This is a genomic window from Neotabrizicola sp. VNH66 (assembly GCF_049445895.1).
Taxonomy (GTDB): Bacteria; Pseudomonadota; Alphaproteobacteria; order Rhodobacterales; family Rhodobacteraceae; genus Pseudogemmobacter.
The window spans coordinates 402721-415450 of record NZ_JBMSDW010000001.1; the positions used below are offsets into that span (position 1 = coordinate 402721).

18 protein-coding genes are annotated in these 12730 nt (G+C 65.6%); 4 read left to right on the forward strand and 14 right to left on the reverse strand.

Annotation, left to right across the window (positions count from 1 at the left end):
• Window positions 1–3 precede the first annotated feature (3 nt).
• From ACO2Q5_RS02050 to ACO2Q5_RS02095, 10 genes are all read right to left on the reverse strand, one after another.
• Window positions 4–501 (reverse strand): DUF3291 domain-containing protein, encoded by a 498-nt coding sequence (locus ACO2Q5_RS02050; protein ID WP_423287911.1) that lies wholly within the window; start codon window positions 499–501, stop codon window positions 4–6.
• The gene (locus tag ACO2Q5_RS02055; RefSeq protein ID WP_423287912.1) at window positions 498–899 is read right to left on the reverse strand and encodes a DUF5333 domain-containing protein; all 402 of its coding nucleotides are present in this window, start codon (window positions 897–899) and stop codon (window positions 498–500) included. Before ACO2Q5_RS02055 ends, ACO2Q5_RS02050 begins: the two co-directional genes overlap by 4 nt.
• Before the next feature lie 154 nt (window positions 900–1053).
• On the reverse strand, window positions 1054–1464 hold the full coding sequence (locus tag ACO2Q5_RS02060; protein WP_423287913.1) for a hypothetical protein: 411 nt from the start codon (window positions 1462–1464) through the stop codon (window positions 1054–1056).
• A 2-nt stretch (window positions 1465–1466) separates the two neighbouring features.
• The gene (gene nuoF / locus ACO2Q5_RS02065; protein WP_423287914.1) at window positions 1467–2765 is read right to left on the reverse strand and encodes an NADH-quinone oxidoreductase subunit NuoF; all 1299 of its coding nucleotides are present in this window, start codon (window positions 2763–2765) and stop codon (window positions 1467–1469) included.
• A gap of 12 nt (window positions 2766–2777) precedes the next feature.
• Complete coding sequence (locus ACO2Q5_RS02070) at window positions 2778–3002, reverse strand: DUF5337 domain-containing protein (protein ID WP_423287915.1); 225 nt, start codon at window positions 3000–3002, stop codon at window positions 2778–2780.
• A 9-nt stretch (window positions 3003–3011) separates the two neighbouring features.
• Window positions 3012–4286 (reverse strand): NADH-quinone oxidoreductase subunit E, encoded by a 1275-nt coding sequence (locus ACO2Q5_RS02075; RefSeq protein ID WP_423287916.1) that lies wholly within the window; start codon window positions 4284–4286, stop codon window positions 3012–3014.
• 80 nt (window positions 4287–4366) lie between these two features.
• The gene (locus ACO2Q5_RS02080; RefSeq protein WP_423287917.1) at window positions 4367–5608 is read right to left on the reverse strand and encodes an NADH-quinone oxidoreductase subunit D; all 1242 of its coding nucleotides are present in this window, start codon (window positions 5606–5608) and stop codon (window positions 4367–4369) included.
• 28 nt (window positions 5609–5636) lie between these two features.
• Window positions 5637–6242 (reverse strand): NADH-quinone oxidoreductase subunit C, encoded by a 606-nt coding sequence (locus ACO2Q5_RS02085; protein WP_423287918.1) that lies wholly within the window; start codon window positions 6240–6242, stop codon window positions 5637–5639.
• A gap of 2 nt (window positions 6243–6244) precedes the next feature.
• Window positions 6245–6793: a NuoB/complex I 20 kDa subunit family protein gene (locus tag ACO2Q5_RS02090; protein WP_423287919.1), complete on the reverse strand. Its 549-nt coding sequence runs from the start codon at window positions 6791–6793 to the stop codon at window positions 6245–6247.
• The gene (locus tag ACO2Q5_RS02095; protein ID WP_423287920.1) at window positions 6784–7149 is read right to left on the reverse strand and encodes an NADH-quinone oxidoreductase subunit A; all 366 of its coding nucleotides are present in this window, start codon (window positions 7147–7149) and stop codon (window positions 6784–6786) included. The genes ACO2Q5_RS02090 and ACO2Q5_RS02095 overlap by 10 nt, the downstream gene beginning before the upstream one ends.
• A gap of 341 nt (window positions 7150–7490) precedes the next feature.
• Here ACO2Q5_RS02095 and ACO2Q5_RS02100 point away from each other — a divergent pair, with 341 nt between their 5' ends.
• The gene (locus tag ACO2Q5_RS02100; protein WP_423287921.1) at window positions 7491–7910 is read left to right on the forward strand and encodes a hypothetical protein; all 420 of its coding nucleotides are present in this window, start codon (window positions 7491–7493) and stop codon (window positions 7908–7910) included.
• A gap of 3 nt (window positions 7911–7913) precedes the next feature.
• Here ACO2Q5_RS02100 and ACO2Q5_RS02105 read toward each other — a convergent pair whose 3' ends face one another.
• Genes ACO2Q5_RS02105 through ACO2Q5_RS02115 form a run of 3 tightly spaced genes read right to left on the reverse strand, consistent with a single transcriptional unit; the run spans window position 7914 to window position 10807 of the window.
• A complete protein-coding gene (locus tag ACO2Q5_RS02105) occupies window positions 7914–8375 on the reverse strand; it encodes a thermonuclease family protein (protein WP_423287922.1) in 462 nt (153 codons plus the stop codon).
• A complete protein-coding gene (locus ACO2Q5_RS02110; protein ID WP_423287923.1) occupies window positions 8344–9579 on the reverse strand; it encodes a DegT/DnrJ/EryC1/StrS family aminotransferase in 1236 nt (411 codons plus the stop codon). The genes ACO2Q5_RS02105 and ACO2Q5_RS02110 overlap by 32 nt, the downstream gene beginning before the upstream one ends.
• A 1-nt stretch (window position 9580) precedes the next feature.
• Window positions 9581–10807, reverse strand: coding sequence for a TCR/Tet family MFS transporter (locus ACO2Q5_RS02115; protein ID WP_423287924.1), 1227 nt, complete (start codon window positions 10805–10807; stop codon window positions 9581–9583).
• 161 nt (window positions 10808–10968) lie between these two features.
• Between ACO2Q5_RS02115 and ACO2Q5_RS02120 the strand changes: the two genes are divergently transcribed.
• From ACO2Q5_RS02120 to ACO2Q5_RS02130, 3 genes are all read left to right on the forward strand, one after another.
• Window positions 10969–11109 (forward strand): hypothetical protein, encoded by a 141-nt coding sequence (locus tag ACO2Q5_RS02120; protein ID WP_423287925.1) that lies wholly within the window; start codon window positions 10969–10971, stop codon window positions 11107–11109.
• Window positions 11110–11138: 29 nt separating this feature from the next.
• Window positions 11139–11489 (forward strand): hypothetical protein, encoded by a 351-nt coding sequence (locus ACO2Q5_RS02125; protein ID WP_423287926.1) that lies wholly within the window; start codon window positions 11139–11141, stop codon window positions 11487–11489.
• Window positions 11490–11622: 133 nt separating this feature from the next.
• Window positions 11623–11985: a hypothetical protein gene (locus ACO2Q5_RS02130; protein WP_423287927.1), complete on the forward strand. Its 363-nt coding sequence runs from the start codon at window positions 11623–11625 to the stop codon at window positions 11983–11985.
• Window positions 11986–11988: 3 nt separating this feature from the next.
• On the opposite strand, the gene ACO2Q5_RS02135 is transcribed toward ACO2Q5_RS02130, so the two are convergent.
• Window positions 11989–12660: an HAD-IA family hydrolase gene (locus tag ACO2Q5_RS02135; RefSeq protein ID WP_423288000.1), complete on the reverse strand. Its 672-nt coding sequence runs from the start codon at window positions 12658–12660 to the stop codon at window positions 11989–11991.
• Window positions 12661–12730 lie beyond the last annotated feature (70 nt).

The following is a 12730-nucleotide window of genomic DNA, read 5'->3' on the forward strand; positions in this document are numbered from 1 at the left end:
CCGCTACTCCGCCGCCAACCGGGTGCAGCCATGGGACTTCCACAGCTGCGCGTCTTTCAGATACGACCAGCCGAAGGCGTGATCGCTGTCTCCATTCGCTTCCAGATGCGCCAGCCGTTCCAGCGCCTCGTCCAGCGTCGGTTTGTGCCCCGCGGGCACCCACCACATCACGAAATGCATCCGGCCCAGAACCTGAAACCATTCGGCGCGCCGTTCGTAGAAGGCGCGATGAACGGTATTCCAGACGAAATGCTCCAGCGTTTCCACGCTTTCCCAAACCGTCAGATTAGAGACGAACTGCGGATCGCCGCCGATCTTCGCCTCGGTATTGCCGGTGCCGGGCTCGCCCGAGCCTTCCATCATCCAGACAAAGCCGGGCATGCGCTTGCCCAGACCGTTGACCCGGTCCAGCGCGGCCATGAATTCGGCCACGCGCGGATCGTCGGTCGGCGCCAGCAGGCGCCCGACATTCAGTTCGGCAAGATGGAACCCGGGCGTCATCCCTTGTCCCTCAGCAGATAGCCGATCAGGCTGTTCTTCGCGATTTCGGCCCGGCCCACCTTGCAATGCGCCGCGGCATCGCCTTCGGTCGCCCCGGCTTTCTTCAGCCATTCGGTGGCCTGAGCCTTACCGCGGGCCTTCTCGGTCTTGCTTTCCACGAAAGCGCGGACCTCATCGGCCTTGTAGCCCTTCTTCAGCGCATAATCGCGCAGCTTGATCAGCTCGTTCAGCGCGCGCAGCTTGCGCGGCTCCATCGCGGGGCAGGTATCGGCGATCTTGTCGGCGATGAAGCCCTGCAACAGCACCTGATTGATGTGCTTTTCGGTATTGATCGGTTCCAGCGCCAGCGCAGGCGCGGCCAGGAACATCGAAAGGGCGGCAATCTTCACGGTCTTCATGCGGTTCGCTCCACAGGCTGCTCTCTGCCCGCGCAGACGGGGGCGATCCCCCGTTCCGCCGGGCGTCCGCATCCTGACAGAGCGCGCCGCGCGCCAAAACGCACGGCTTCGTGCATTTCATGTGATCCGCCCGCCTTGTAACCTTTCGTGAGGGTCATGCGCAGGCCCCCGCAAAAACCCAGGCCCGTGCGGCGCGGTCATAGGCGCCAAGCGCCGTCTCGCTGAAACGCCCGCCCGCCGTGGCACAGCCCGCGCGCGCCGCCTTCTTGGCAACTGCGCCCTGATCCTGTGCCAGCGGCACCGCCGCGGTCACCAGAAGCGCCCGGCCCTGAACCGGAAGCGCGCCCTCGGCCGTCAGCCGGGTGCCGGTGCCGCGCGCGCCCATGGCTACACTGTAGGTCTGGCCATCCACCGTCACCACTTCGGGCGGCCGGGGCGCATCGCCCAGACCACTACTGCCGCCCTGCGGCGCCACGCAGCCCGCCAGCGCAAAGGCCGACAGCCCCGCAACCGCGCCAAGGCGCGAGCGGGGGCCACGGGCCGTTGCGGGACGGGCGGCGTGCATCATCACTCCGCCGCCAGCGCCGCCGAGATCCGGCCGGTCTTCTTGGCCTTGATCCGGTCCTCGATCTCATCCCGGAAGTTGCGGATCAGCCCTTGGATGGGCCAGGCCGCCGCATCGCCAAGCGCACAGATCGTGTGGCCCTCGACCTGCTTCGTCACTTCGAACAGCATGTCGATTTCCTCGATCTCGGCCTCACCGGTCACAAGGCGGCTCATCACCCGCATCATCCAGCCGGTGCCTTCGCGGCAGGGCGTGCACTGGCCACAGCTTTCGTGCTTGAAGAACTTGGACAGCCGCCAGATCGCCTTGATGATATCGGTGTTCTGATCCATCACGATCATGCAGGCGGTGCCGAACGAGGATTTCTTCTCGCGCATGCCATCATAGTCCATGATGGCATCTTCGCACATCTCGGCCGTCAGCACCGGGCAGGAGGCGCCGCCGGGAATGACCGCCTTCAGGTTCTTCCAGCCGCCACGCACGCCGCCGCCGTGCCGCTCGATCAGCTCTTTCACGCTGATCGACATGCTTTCCTCAATCACGCAGGGCGCATTCACATGGCCCGACATGGCGAACAGCTTCACGCCCGCGTTGTTCGGACGGCCAAAGCCCGCAAACCATTCCGCGCCGCGGCGCAGGATGGTGGGGGCAACGGCGATGGATTCCACGTTGTTGACCGTGGTCGGGCAGCCATAGAGGCCCGAGCCCGCCGGGAACGGCGGTTTCATCCGCGGCATGCCCTTCTTGCCCTCAAGGCTTTCCAGAAGCGCGGTTTCCTCGCCACAGATATACGCCCCGGCGCCGTGGTGCAGGAAGATGTCGAAATCATAGCCCGACTTGCAGGCGTTGCGGCCGATCAGCCCGGCGTCATAGGCCTCATCAATCGCGGCCTGCAGCGCCTCTTTCTCGCGGATATACTCGCCGCGGATGTAGATATAGGCCGCCACCGCATTCATGGCGAAACCGGCGATCAGGCAGCCTTCGATCAGCGTATGCGGATCGTGGCGCATGATCTCGCGGTCCTTGCAGGTCGCGGGTTCGGATTCGTCGGCGTTCACCACCAGATAGGCCGGGCGCCCGTCCGAGGCCTTGGGCATGAAGGACCATTTCATGCCGGTGGGGAAGCCCGCGCCGCCGCGGCCCCGCAGGCCCGACTTCTTCATCTCGTCGATGATCCAGTCGCGGCCCTTGGCCATGATGGTTGCGGTGCCGTCCCAATGGCCACGCTTCATCGCGCCCTTCAGGCTGCGGTCATGCATGCCATAGAGGTTGGTGAAGATGCGGTCCTGATCCTTCAGCATCCGTCCTGCTCCTTAACTCCGGCGCGCGCGCCAGATCTGAAATGTCACGACCAGCGCCCAGATCAGCGCGGCAATGGCGGCGAAATCGAAGAGAAAGACGTAGCGCACGTCCCAGCCCATCGTCCCGCCCAGCCATTGTGCGCCCATCCACAGCAGCATGGTGCCGGCCATGACAAGGGCCACAAGGCGCCCCTGCGCCCCTGTCCTGTCGCCGCCCTTGCCGCCGTTCGCGCCCATCGTCCGTCCTCAGTAGTCGTTGGTCTTGGCCCGCTGGCGGAACGCCTCCAGCCCCTCGGCCCCGATGATCCTGGCTTGCGCCACCCATTTGTCGCGGGTCACGCGGCCCTTGAACCCCTTCAGGTTCTGGTCGACCCAGGCGATTTCCGCCTCGGTCCAGTTGGCGATCTGGTCGAAGTGGAAGAAGCCCAGCTCATGGCACAGCTTTTCCAGCACCGGACCGATGCCTTCGATTTCCTTCAGATTGTCCGCCACACCGCCACGCGCCGCCGAAAGCCCCTCAGGTCGGCTGCCCTCGCCGGGTTCCTGCATGCCGGTCGCGGTCGGCTGGCCGGGCTGGGCCACGGCAGGCGCGGCCGGGGCGGGTTCCGCCTCGGGCTTGCCCTTGGCCAGCGCCTCGCCCAAGGCTTCGGGCAGACCCTTCGCGGCGGTCTTTTCGCTGGGCGAGGGTTCGGATTTCGCATCGGCACCCGGGGCCGGTTTCGCCGGTTCCGCCACAGCAGCAGGCGCCGCCGCCGGAGCGGCCACCGTCAATACACCCGGCGCGCCCGGCAACTGCGACACGGCCTTGCCGCCATCCTTCAGCCACGGCGTCAGCAGCGGAACCTCGGTCCCGTCGATGCGCTTCACCGTCTCGCCGATATCCACCGCCAGCTGGGCGCTGGCATTGTATTGGGTGCGGCCCGACTCGAATTCCTTCAGGCTGGTCAGGCCCGAGATCGGCTCAGAGGAATAGCGGCCGTTCTGCGGCCCGGGCACCGGCACCTCACCCGCGCGGAAGCGGGTAATCAGCTCACGCAGCTTCTCGGGCGTCAGATCCTCGTAATAATCCTTGCCGATCTGGGCCATGGGCGCATTGGCGCAGGCGCCCATGCATTCCACCTCTTCCCAGCTGAACCGGCCATCGGCCGACACCGTATGCGGATGGGGCGAGATCAGCTCTTTCGCCACGGCGAACAGGTCTTCGGCGCCGCAGATCATGCAGGACGTGGTGCCGCAGATCTGCACATGCGCGACAGACCCCACCGGCTGCAGCTGGAACATGAAGTAGAAGGTGGCCACTTCCAGCGCACGGATATAGGCCAGACCCAAGAGGTCGGCCACATATTCGATGGCCGGCTTCGTCAGCCAGCCTTCCTGTTCCTGCGCACGCCACAACAGCGGAATGATCGCGCTGGCCTGACGGCCCTCGGGGTATTTCGAGATCTGACCCTTGGCCCATTCAAGATTCGCCGGAGTGAAGGCGAAAGAGGCGGGCTGGTCCTTGTATAGGCGGCGAAGCATTCAGAGCCCCGTGACAGAAAGAAACAGGATCGGCGCCGCACAGGGCGGCACCGCTCGGGCAGTCCGGGGCGCGGCCGCGCTCACCGGTCCACCTCACCGAAGACGATGTCCATGGTGGCGATCAGCGCGGTCACATCGGCCAGCTGATGGCCTTTGGCCATGAAATCCATCGCCTGAAGATGGGCGAAGCCCGGGGCGCGGATCTTGGCGCGGTAGGGCCTGTTGGTGCCGTCTGCCACCAGATAGACCCCGAATTCGCCCTTCGGCGCCTCGACCGCGGCATAGACCTCGCCCGCGGGGACGTGGAAGCCTTCGGTGTAAAGCTTGAAGTGATGGATCAGCGCCTCCATCGAGGTCTTCATCTCACCACGCTTCGGCGGGGTCAGCTTGCCGCGGGCCAGAACGTCGGTCTTCGCGGCAGGCTCGCGCAGCTTCTGGCAGGCCTGACGGATGATCTTCACCGATTCCACCATTTCCGCCATGCGGATCAGGTAGCGGTCATAGCTGTCGCCATTCTTGCCGATCGGGATCTGGAAGTCGAATTCGTCATAGCATTCATAGGGTTGCGCGCGGCGCAGGTCCCAGGCCATGCCCGATCCGCGCACCATCACGCCCGAGAATCCCCAGTCCAGCGCGTCCTGCTGGCTGATGATGCCGATATCGACCAGCCGCTGCTTGAAGATGCGGTTTTCGGTGATCAGCGTGTGCAGGTCATCGACCTTGGGCAGGAACGTGTCGCACCACGCTTCGATATCGTCGATCAGCTGCGGCGGCAGGTCCTGATGCACCCCGCCCGGCCGGAAATAGGCCGAGTGCAGACGCGCCCCGCAGGCGCGTTCGTAGAACATCATCAGCTCTTCACGCGCGATGAAACCCCAGAGCGGCGGCGTCAGCGCGCCCACGTCCATCGCCCCGGTGGTGACGTTCATCAGGTGGTTCAGGATGCGGCCGATTTCCGAATAGAGCACCCGGATCAGGCTGGCGCGGCGCGGCACCACGGTGCCGGTCAGCTTTTCGATGGCCAGACACCAGGCATGTTCCTGGTTCATCGGCGCCACATAATCCAGCCGGTCGAAATACGGCAGGTTCTGCAAGTAGGTCCGGCTTTCCATCAGCTTTTCGGTGCCGCGGTGCAGCAGGCCGATATGCGGATCCGCGCGCTCGACGATCTCGCCGTCCAGCTCCAGCACCAGACGCAGCACACCGTGTGCCGCCGGGTGCTGCGGCCCGAAGTTGATGTTGAAATTGCGGATGCGCTGCTCGCCGGTTTCCTTGTCCATCGAGCCGTCGTCATAGACGTTCTGGCGGATATCTCCGTCCATCAGAATGCTCTCCTACGGTCGCAGGCCATCACTTGGCCCCCGCTTTCTGGTCGCCCGGAAGGATGTATTCGGCCCCTTCCCACGGGCTCATGAAGTCGAACTGGCGGTATTCCTGCACCAGCTTCACCGGCTCGTAGACGACGCGCTTCTGCTCTTCGTCATAGCGGACCTCGACATAGCCGGTGGTCGGAAAGTCCTTGCGCAGCGGATGGCCGCGGAAGCCGTAGTCGGTCAGGATGCGGCGCATGTCCGGGTGGCCCGCAAAGATGATCCCGAACATGTCGAAGACTTCCCGCTCGTACCAGTCGGCGGAGGGGAACAGGCCGGTGGCGGTCGGCGCCAGCTCCTCTTCGCGCAGCTGCGCCTTCACCCGGATGCGCTGGTTGCGGTGCATCGACAGCATGTGCCAGACCAGATCGAACCGCGCTGCCCGTTCGGGATGGTCCACGGCGGTCACGTCGATCAGCGTGCCGAAGCGGCAGGTCGTGTCGTCGCGCAGGAATTCCAGCAGCGACAGGGCCTGCGCCGGCGTGGTGGTCAGGGTCAGCTCGCCGAAGGCGATCTTGGCGGAAACGACGGCATCGGGCTTTTTCAGCTCGATCAGCGCGGCCAGTTCTTGCAGGGCTTCGGACATTGTTACCTCACCAGAGTGCCGGTGCGGCGGATCTTCCGCTGCAATTGCAACAGGCCGTACAGCAGCGCCTCGGCCGTGGGCGGGCAGCCCGGGACATAGACGTCGATCGGGACCACGCGGTCACAGCCGCGGACGACCGAATAGGAATAGTGGTAATAGCCGCCGCCATTGGCGCAGCTGCCCATCGACACGACATAGCGCGGCTCGGGCATCTGATCATAGACCTTGCGCAGAGCAGGCGCCATTTTGTTGGTCAGCGTGCCCGCCACGATCATCAGGTCCGATTGCCGGGGCGAGGCGCGGGGCGCCATGCCGAAGCGTTCCACGTCATAGTGGGGCATCGACATCTGGATCATCTCGACCGCGCAGCAGGCAAGACCGAAGGTCATCCAGTGCAGCGAACCGATGCGCGCCCAGTTGATGACATCCTCAGTCGAGGTCAGCAGAAAGCCCTTGTCCTGAAGGTCACGGCTGAAGGCCGCGACATCGGCATCCTTGTCGGCCGCGGCCGTATTGGCGCCGGTTTGAAGCGGATTTGGCATCACTCCCATTCGAGAGCTCCCTTCTTCCATTCATAGGCAAAGCCGATGGTCAGCACGGCCAGGAACACCATCATCGACCAGAAGGCCGTCATCGACAGATCGCCGAAGGCCACCGCCCAAGGGAACAGGAAGGCCACTTCCAGATCGAAGATGATGAACAGGATCGACACAAGGTAGAACCGCACGTCGAACTTCATCCGGGCGTCATCGAAGGCGTTGAATCCGCATTCGTAGGCACTGACCTTTTCCGGGTCGGGATTGCGCACTGCGATCACGGCGGCCGCAAGGATCAGCACAAGGCCAAGACCCACGGCGACCGCAAGCAGAATGAGAACAGGCAGATACTCTCGGAGAAGCGCGTCCACGAGATGCTCCTTCAGCTGGCGACAGCGAGCCTGCGGACCCTTTTTCGGCCCGCGCACACTCATGCTCCGCTTTACCCCCGCCCCCGCGCGCGGTCAACCAAGCGAGGGGGCAAAACCATGCCGGGGGGAACCGAATTCTGCTGTCTGCATACCATGGTATGCGAAAATCTTTCGCTTTCCCTGCCGCAATGCGGCAAAGCCGCTTTATCCCGCAGAAACCAATTAAAACACTCAACTTTTTTGGATTCGGGTGAGGACCTCCCGACCTTGACCCGGGACCATGCGAAGGTGAGTCTCGGCTGACGTTTTCCTCCGATCTGCCTGCCCGGGACCCCTGCCCCATGCCGCTCTTCTCGCTCCGCCGCGCCCTGTTCCTGATCCTGCCGGCTTTCGCCGCTCCGGCCTTTGCCGGGGCCGGAACCTGCGCCATCGACATTGCCGTGGTCGAGGCACGGATCACCGGGATGGAAACCGGATATGGCACGATCCTGTCCGATATCAGCTGCGAGGCACCGGTGATCCCCGCCCATGCGCTGATGTGCGACACGCCCGAATTGTGGCGGATGGGGCGGCTGGACGATATGGCCTTTGTCTATGCCTATGAAAATGCGACCGGAGTTGAAACGGACCGCGAAGACCCGCCGCGGGATGCCGAATTCATCGCCGCCCGCGATGCCTGCACCGATGCGGCCTGCCTGTGCGACGTGCTGACCCGGCATACGAACGACAGCCTCGGGGGCACCTCGCCCTATCCGCAATAGCGCCTAGCACCATCCCGCCCGCGCAGCGCCGTCATAGGCGCGGCCATGGCCTGCCCGCAGCATCAGCCTTGCGGCATCGGTGCCGTCCAGCCACAGCCGGATCAGCGGACGGCCATAGCGGTCGCGGCCTTCGATCCCGATTTCCACCCTTTGGGCGGCTGAAACCAGCCCCGCCAGCGCCCGTTTCGCCGCCAGAGCCGCCGCCGTTTCCGCGGCGCAGCGCCCGGCCAGTTCGGGCGTGTCCAGCCCGATCAGCCGCGCCGCCTGCGCGCTTGCGCCGCAGATCAGCTCCACCGTGTCGCCGTCATAGACATAGCCCAGCCGGCACGCGGCCCCTTGCGGCGGCACAGGGGCTGCCCAATCCGCCAGCCGCAACAACCCAAGCAGCGTCACCGCGACATAGACCGCCAGAAACGGATCGCGGAAGACGGACCTACTGGACCTGCGGGGCCAGCGCGGGGGCATCGGCTGCGATCTCGGCCTGCCCCGCGCGCAGCGCCTCCTCCCGCAGGATACGGGCGATCTGCGCGGCATCGTCGGGAGTAAAGGTCAGCGGCAGGCGCATGTCCACCAGCCCGGCAAGGATGCGGTCCGTTTCCGGACAGGACTGCACCCCCGCATAGCGCCAATGCGGATAGCGGCTGGTAAAGGCCACCGGATCGGCGGCGCCGAACCATTTCAGCTCTACCCCCCGCGCGATGGCGGCAGACAGGAACCCCACGATCCGCGCCGGTTCCCAGTCCGGCAGCAGGAACTGGAAGGATGAGCCCATATAGGCCTCCCCCTCGGGGCGCGGGATCAGCCGCAGGCCGGGGATGCCCTGCAACCCCGCCTCCATCATCTGGTACAGCGCGGCCCAGCGGGCGCGGCGGTCCGTCAGCAGCGGGATCTGCGGGCGCAGCACCGCGGCGCGCAGATTGTCCATCCGGCCCGAGACATTGGGCGTATCCAGCCGCAGATCCACGAACACCTCCGGCGCGGGCGCCGCAGGATGTTTGCCGTAAAGCATATAGCTGCCGGACAGCAGCACCATCTTCGCGGCCAATGCGTCGTCATCGGTGACGATCAGACCGCCCTCGCCCGAGTTCATGTGCTTGTAGGTCTGGGTCGAATAGCAGGCCACCGCGCCATGACGGCCCGAGGGAAGGCCGTTCCACTCCGCCCCCATCGTATGGGCGCAGTCCTCGATCACGGTCAGGCCCAGCCGGGCGCACAGCGCCATCAGCGCCTCCATATCACAGACATGGCCCCGCATATGGCTAAGCAGCAGCAGCCGCGCGCCGGTCTCCCGCGCCTTCGCCTCCAGATCGGCGAAATCCAGCACCAGATCGGCGGTAATCTCGACAAAGACCGGCTGGCCGCCCGCCGCGGCAATCGCCCCCGGTACCGGGGCCAGCGTGAAGGCATTGGTCAGCACCGGCTCTCCGCCCTGCAACCCGCAGGCCCGCAAGGCGCAGCCAAGCGCATAGCCGCCCGAGGCCACCGCCAGACAGAACCGCGCCCCGGTGAAGGCGGCAAACTCCTGCTCCAGCAGCGCGGTTTCCCCCGCCTCGCCCGCGGCGGTGTTGTAGCGGTGCAGCCGCCCGTGGCGCATCACCTCCAGCGCGGCGGCGATCCCCTCGTCCGGGATCGGCTCCTGCTGGGTAAAGCTTCCGGTGAAACGTTCCATCTCAGGCGTCCTGCGGGCTGTCCTTTTTCAGCCGCAGGTAAAGCACCAGCGTCAGGGCAAGGCAACCGGCCGCCAGCCAATAGGCCACGTCGGGCGACCGCCATTCCCGGTCATCGGCCCAGTAAAAGCCGAAGACCTGGCTGAAGGTGACGGTGCCCGCCAGCATGGCCACGCTCATGATGGCGGAAATCCCGCCCTGCAATTCACCCTGCGCATCCTCGGGCACCCGTTTCGTCAGCATCGAGGTCAGGAGCGGGTGGACAAACCCCTCGGGTCCGTGGACCAGCATCAGCACCACCACAAAGGCCAGCGAGCCCGCCACCCCGTAGCCCGCCGCCGCTATGATCGCGCAGACCAGACCGATGGCCACCGTCTGCGCCTCGCCGAAGCGTTTGACGAAGGGGCCGGTCAGACCGCCCTGAAACCCTGCCATGATCAGCCCGAAGATGGTCAGCGTCAGGCCCACCATCCCCTCGCCCCAGCCGAATTTCGCCATGCCCCAGAAGGTCCAGATCGCCTGATAGACGGAAGAGGCGAAGAAGAAGAGGCCCAGCACAAGGCACATCGGCAGGACGCCCGGATAGCTGCGGAAGACCCGGAAGGCCCCGAACGGATTGGCGCGGCGCCAATCGAAGGGGCGGCGGTTCTCGGGCGCCAGCGACTCGCGCAGGACGAACCAGCCATAGGCAAAGTTCAAGAGCGAGATGCAGGCCGCGGCGATGAAAGGCACCCGGGTGCCGAATTCCCCCAGCATGCCGCCGATCCCCGGCCCGATGACAAAGCCCAGGCCAAAGGCCGCGCCCATCATGCCAAAGGCTTTGGCGCGTTCGTCGGGCGTGGTGATGTCGGCGATATAGGCATTGGCGATCACCCAGCTGGCCCCGCAAACCCCGGTCAGCACCCGGCCCACGAACAGCCAGAACAACGTGGGCGCCCAGGCCGACAGCAGAAAATCGCAGCCCAGCCCGAAGATCGCCAGAAGAAGCATCGGGCGGCGGCCAAACCGGTCCGAGAGGTTGCCCGCCAGAGGCGCGCACAGGAAATGCGCCACCGAAAAGGCGGCGAACATCCAGCCCGCCATGACCGAGGCATCGGCCAGACCCATATGGCCGACCTCCTCGATCAGTTTGGGCAGCACGGGGATGATCAGGCCATAGCCCACCATGTCCAGAAACACGGTGATCAGCACAAACAGCACGCCATGGCGCGAGGCAGAGGAACCGATCACGACGCACACTCCGGTGGAACAGGCCAAGAAGCCGGGACACTAGGCGCCGCCCGGTGCCCTGTCAAATGACCGGATCATGACGGCCTTTGTCACGGGTGCCGCAGCGCAGGGCGCGGTATCAGGGGACAGACCGAAGACGCCGACACCGAAAGGACCCGCCGATGCGCCGCAGACCGAACCGCCCCGCCGCAAAGGCCCTGCGCCGCGCGCTGCGCCACCCCGAGGCGACCGTCTTCGCCGCCGCCGCCTTCGCGCTGGCGCTTGGCCTGTCGCTGCCCGTCAGCGCCGCCCTTCTGCCCTGATCCCGTTTCCCTGTCCGAAAGACATTTCCATGCGTATTCTTCCCCTTGCCGCCGCCACCCTTGCGCTTGGCCTGTCGGCTAGCCTGCCCGCCCGCGCCGATCTGGTGATCTCGGGCCGGGCCGCGCAGGCGCTGCATTGTTCCGCCCTGCTCTACATGGTTTCGGAAGAGCTGTATCAGGGCGGCTATATCAACCGGTCGGACTACAGCTGGGCACAGACCGCCGCGGTGAAGATGCTGGATTACGTCCCCGGCACCGATGACCAGAAGGTGCAGGCCATGGCGCAACGGTTCGAGAAGATCTTTGCCAGCCGCAGCCTGCCGCAGCTGATGAACGAATTCGACAAGACGGCACCCTGGTGCCAGCAGAATTTCCTTTAGGCCTTTCTTCCCGTCTCTTCCCTCCCTGTCCTCTGGCGGCCCTCCGGGGCCGCCTTTTTTCATCCGCGCCCGCCCCCGCCCCTTGGCGGCATCCCTTCCCCATGCAAGGCTGGCAGCACCTGGAAGCAGAGTCGTGGAAAGTATGCGTTTCAACCGTTTCGCGGCTGTGGCCGCACTGGCCCTGTCGCTGGGGGCCGCGGCCCCGGCCAAGGCTGACCTTGTGATCGAGGGCCGCGCCGCGCAGGCGCTGCATTGCGTGTCGATGCTGCTCGTCATCTCGGTGGTGCTGAACGAAGAGGGCTATCTCTCGCCCCGGGATGTCGAGGCGGCGATGACCGCCGCCGTCCTGATGCTGGAGCATGTGCCGGGCACCCAGAACCAGAAGATGCGTGCCGTCGAACAACGCAGCGAAAAGATCGTGCGGACCCGAAGCCTGTTGCAGCTGGCCAAGGAATTCGACAGCACCGCCCGGTTCTGCGAACGGAACTTTCTCTGACCCCTAGGCCAGCAGCCGGGCCGCCAGCGCCGGCAGATCTTCGTAGCGGTCCAGCAGCGCATCGGGCGCCAGCCGTGCGATGCCTGCGCCCTCCGGTCCGAAGCTGACCAGCGCACAGGGCACCCCCACGGCGCGGGCCGTCTTCAGATCCGTCTCGGTATCGCCCAGGATCATCGACCGCCCCACCTCGCCGCCCGCCCGGCTGACCGCCAAATGATAGGGCGCCGGATCGGGTTTGCGCAGCGGCAGCGTATCGGCGCCCACCAATGCGCCGAACAGGTCGCGCACGCCAAGGGCGCGCATCAGCATCTCGGCCAAAGCCTCGGGCTTGTTGGTGCAGATCGTCACGGCATGGCCCGCCCTGCGCAGGGCCTCCACCGCCTCGACCGCGCCAGGATACATCCGGGTATGGACGGCAATCGCCCCGCGATAGGCCTCCAGCAGACGCGGATACCACAGATCCACCGTCGCCTCCTCCGCCGGGCGCCCCAGCCGGGCGAAACCTGCGCGCAGCATGGCCCGTCCGCCGTGGAAGGCCACAAGACTGTCCTCCGGCCCCAGCAGATCCCCCTCGCCCATGGCGCGGAAACAGGCATTCGCGGCGGCCAGCAGATCGGCCGAGGTGTCGGCCAGCGTGCCGTCCAGATCGAAAACCACGCAAGACCCGCTCTGCAACATGCCGCAATCCTCTGTGACAGCCGCCCCCCTTGGCGGCACCGCCTGCCCCGCGTAGAACGGCGGGAAT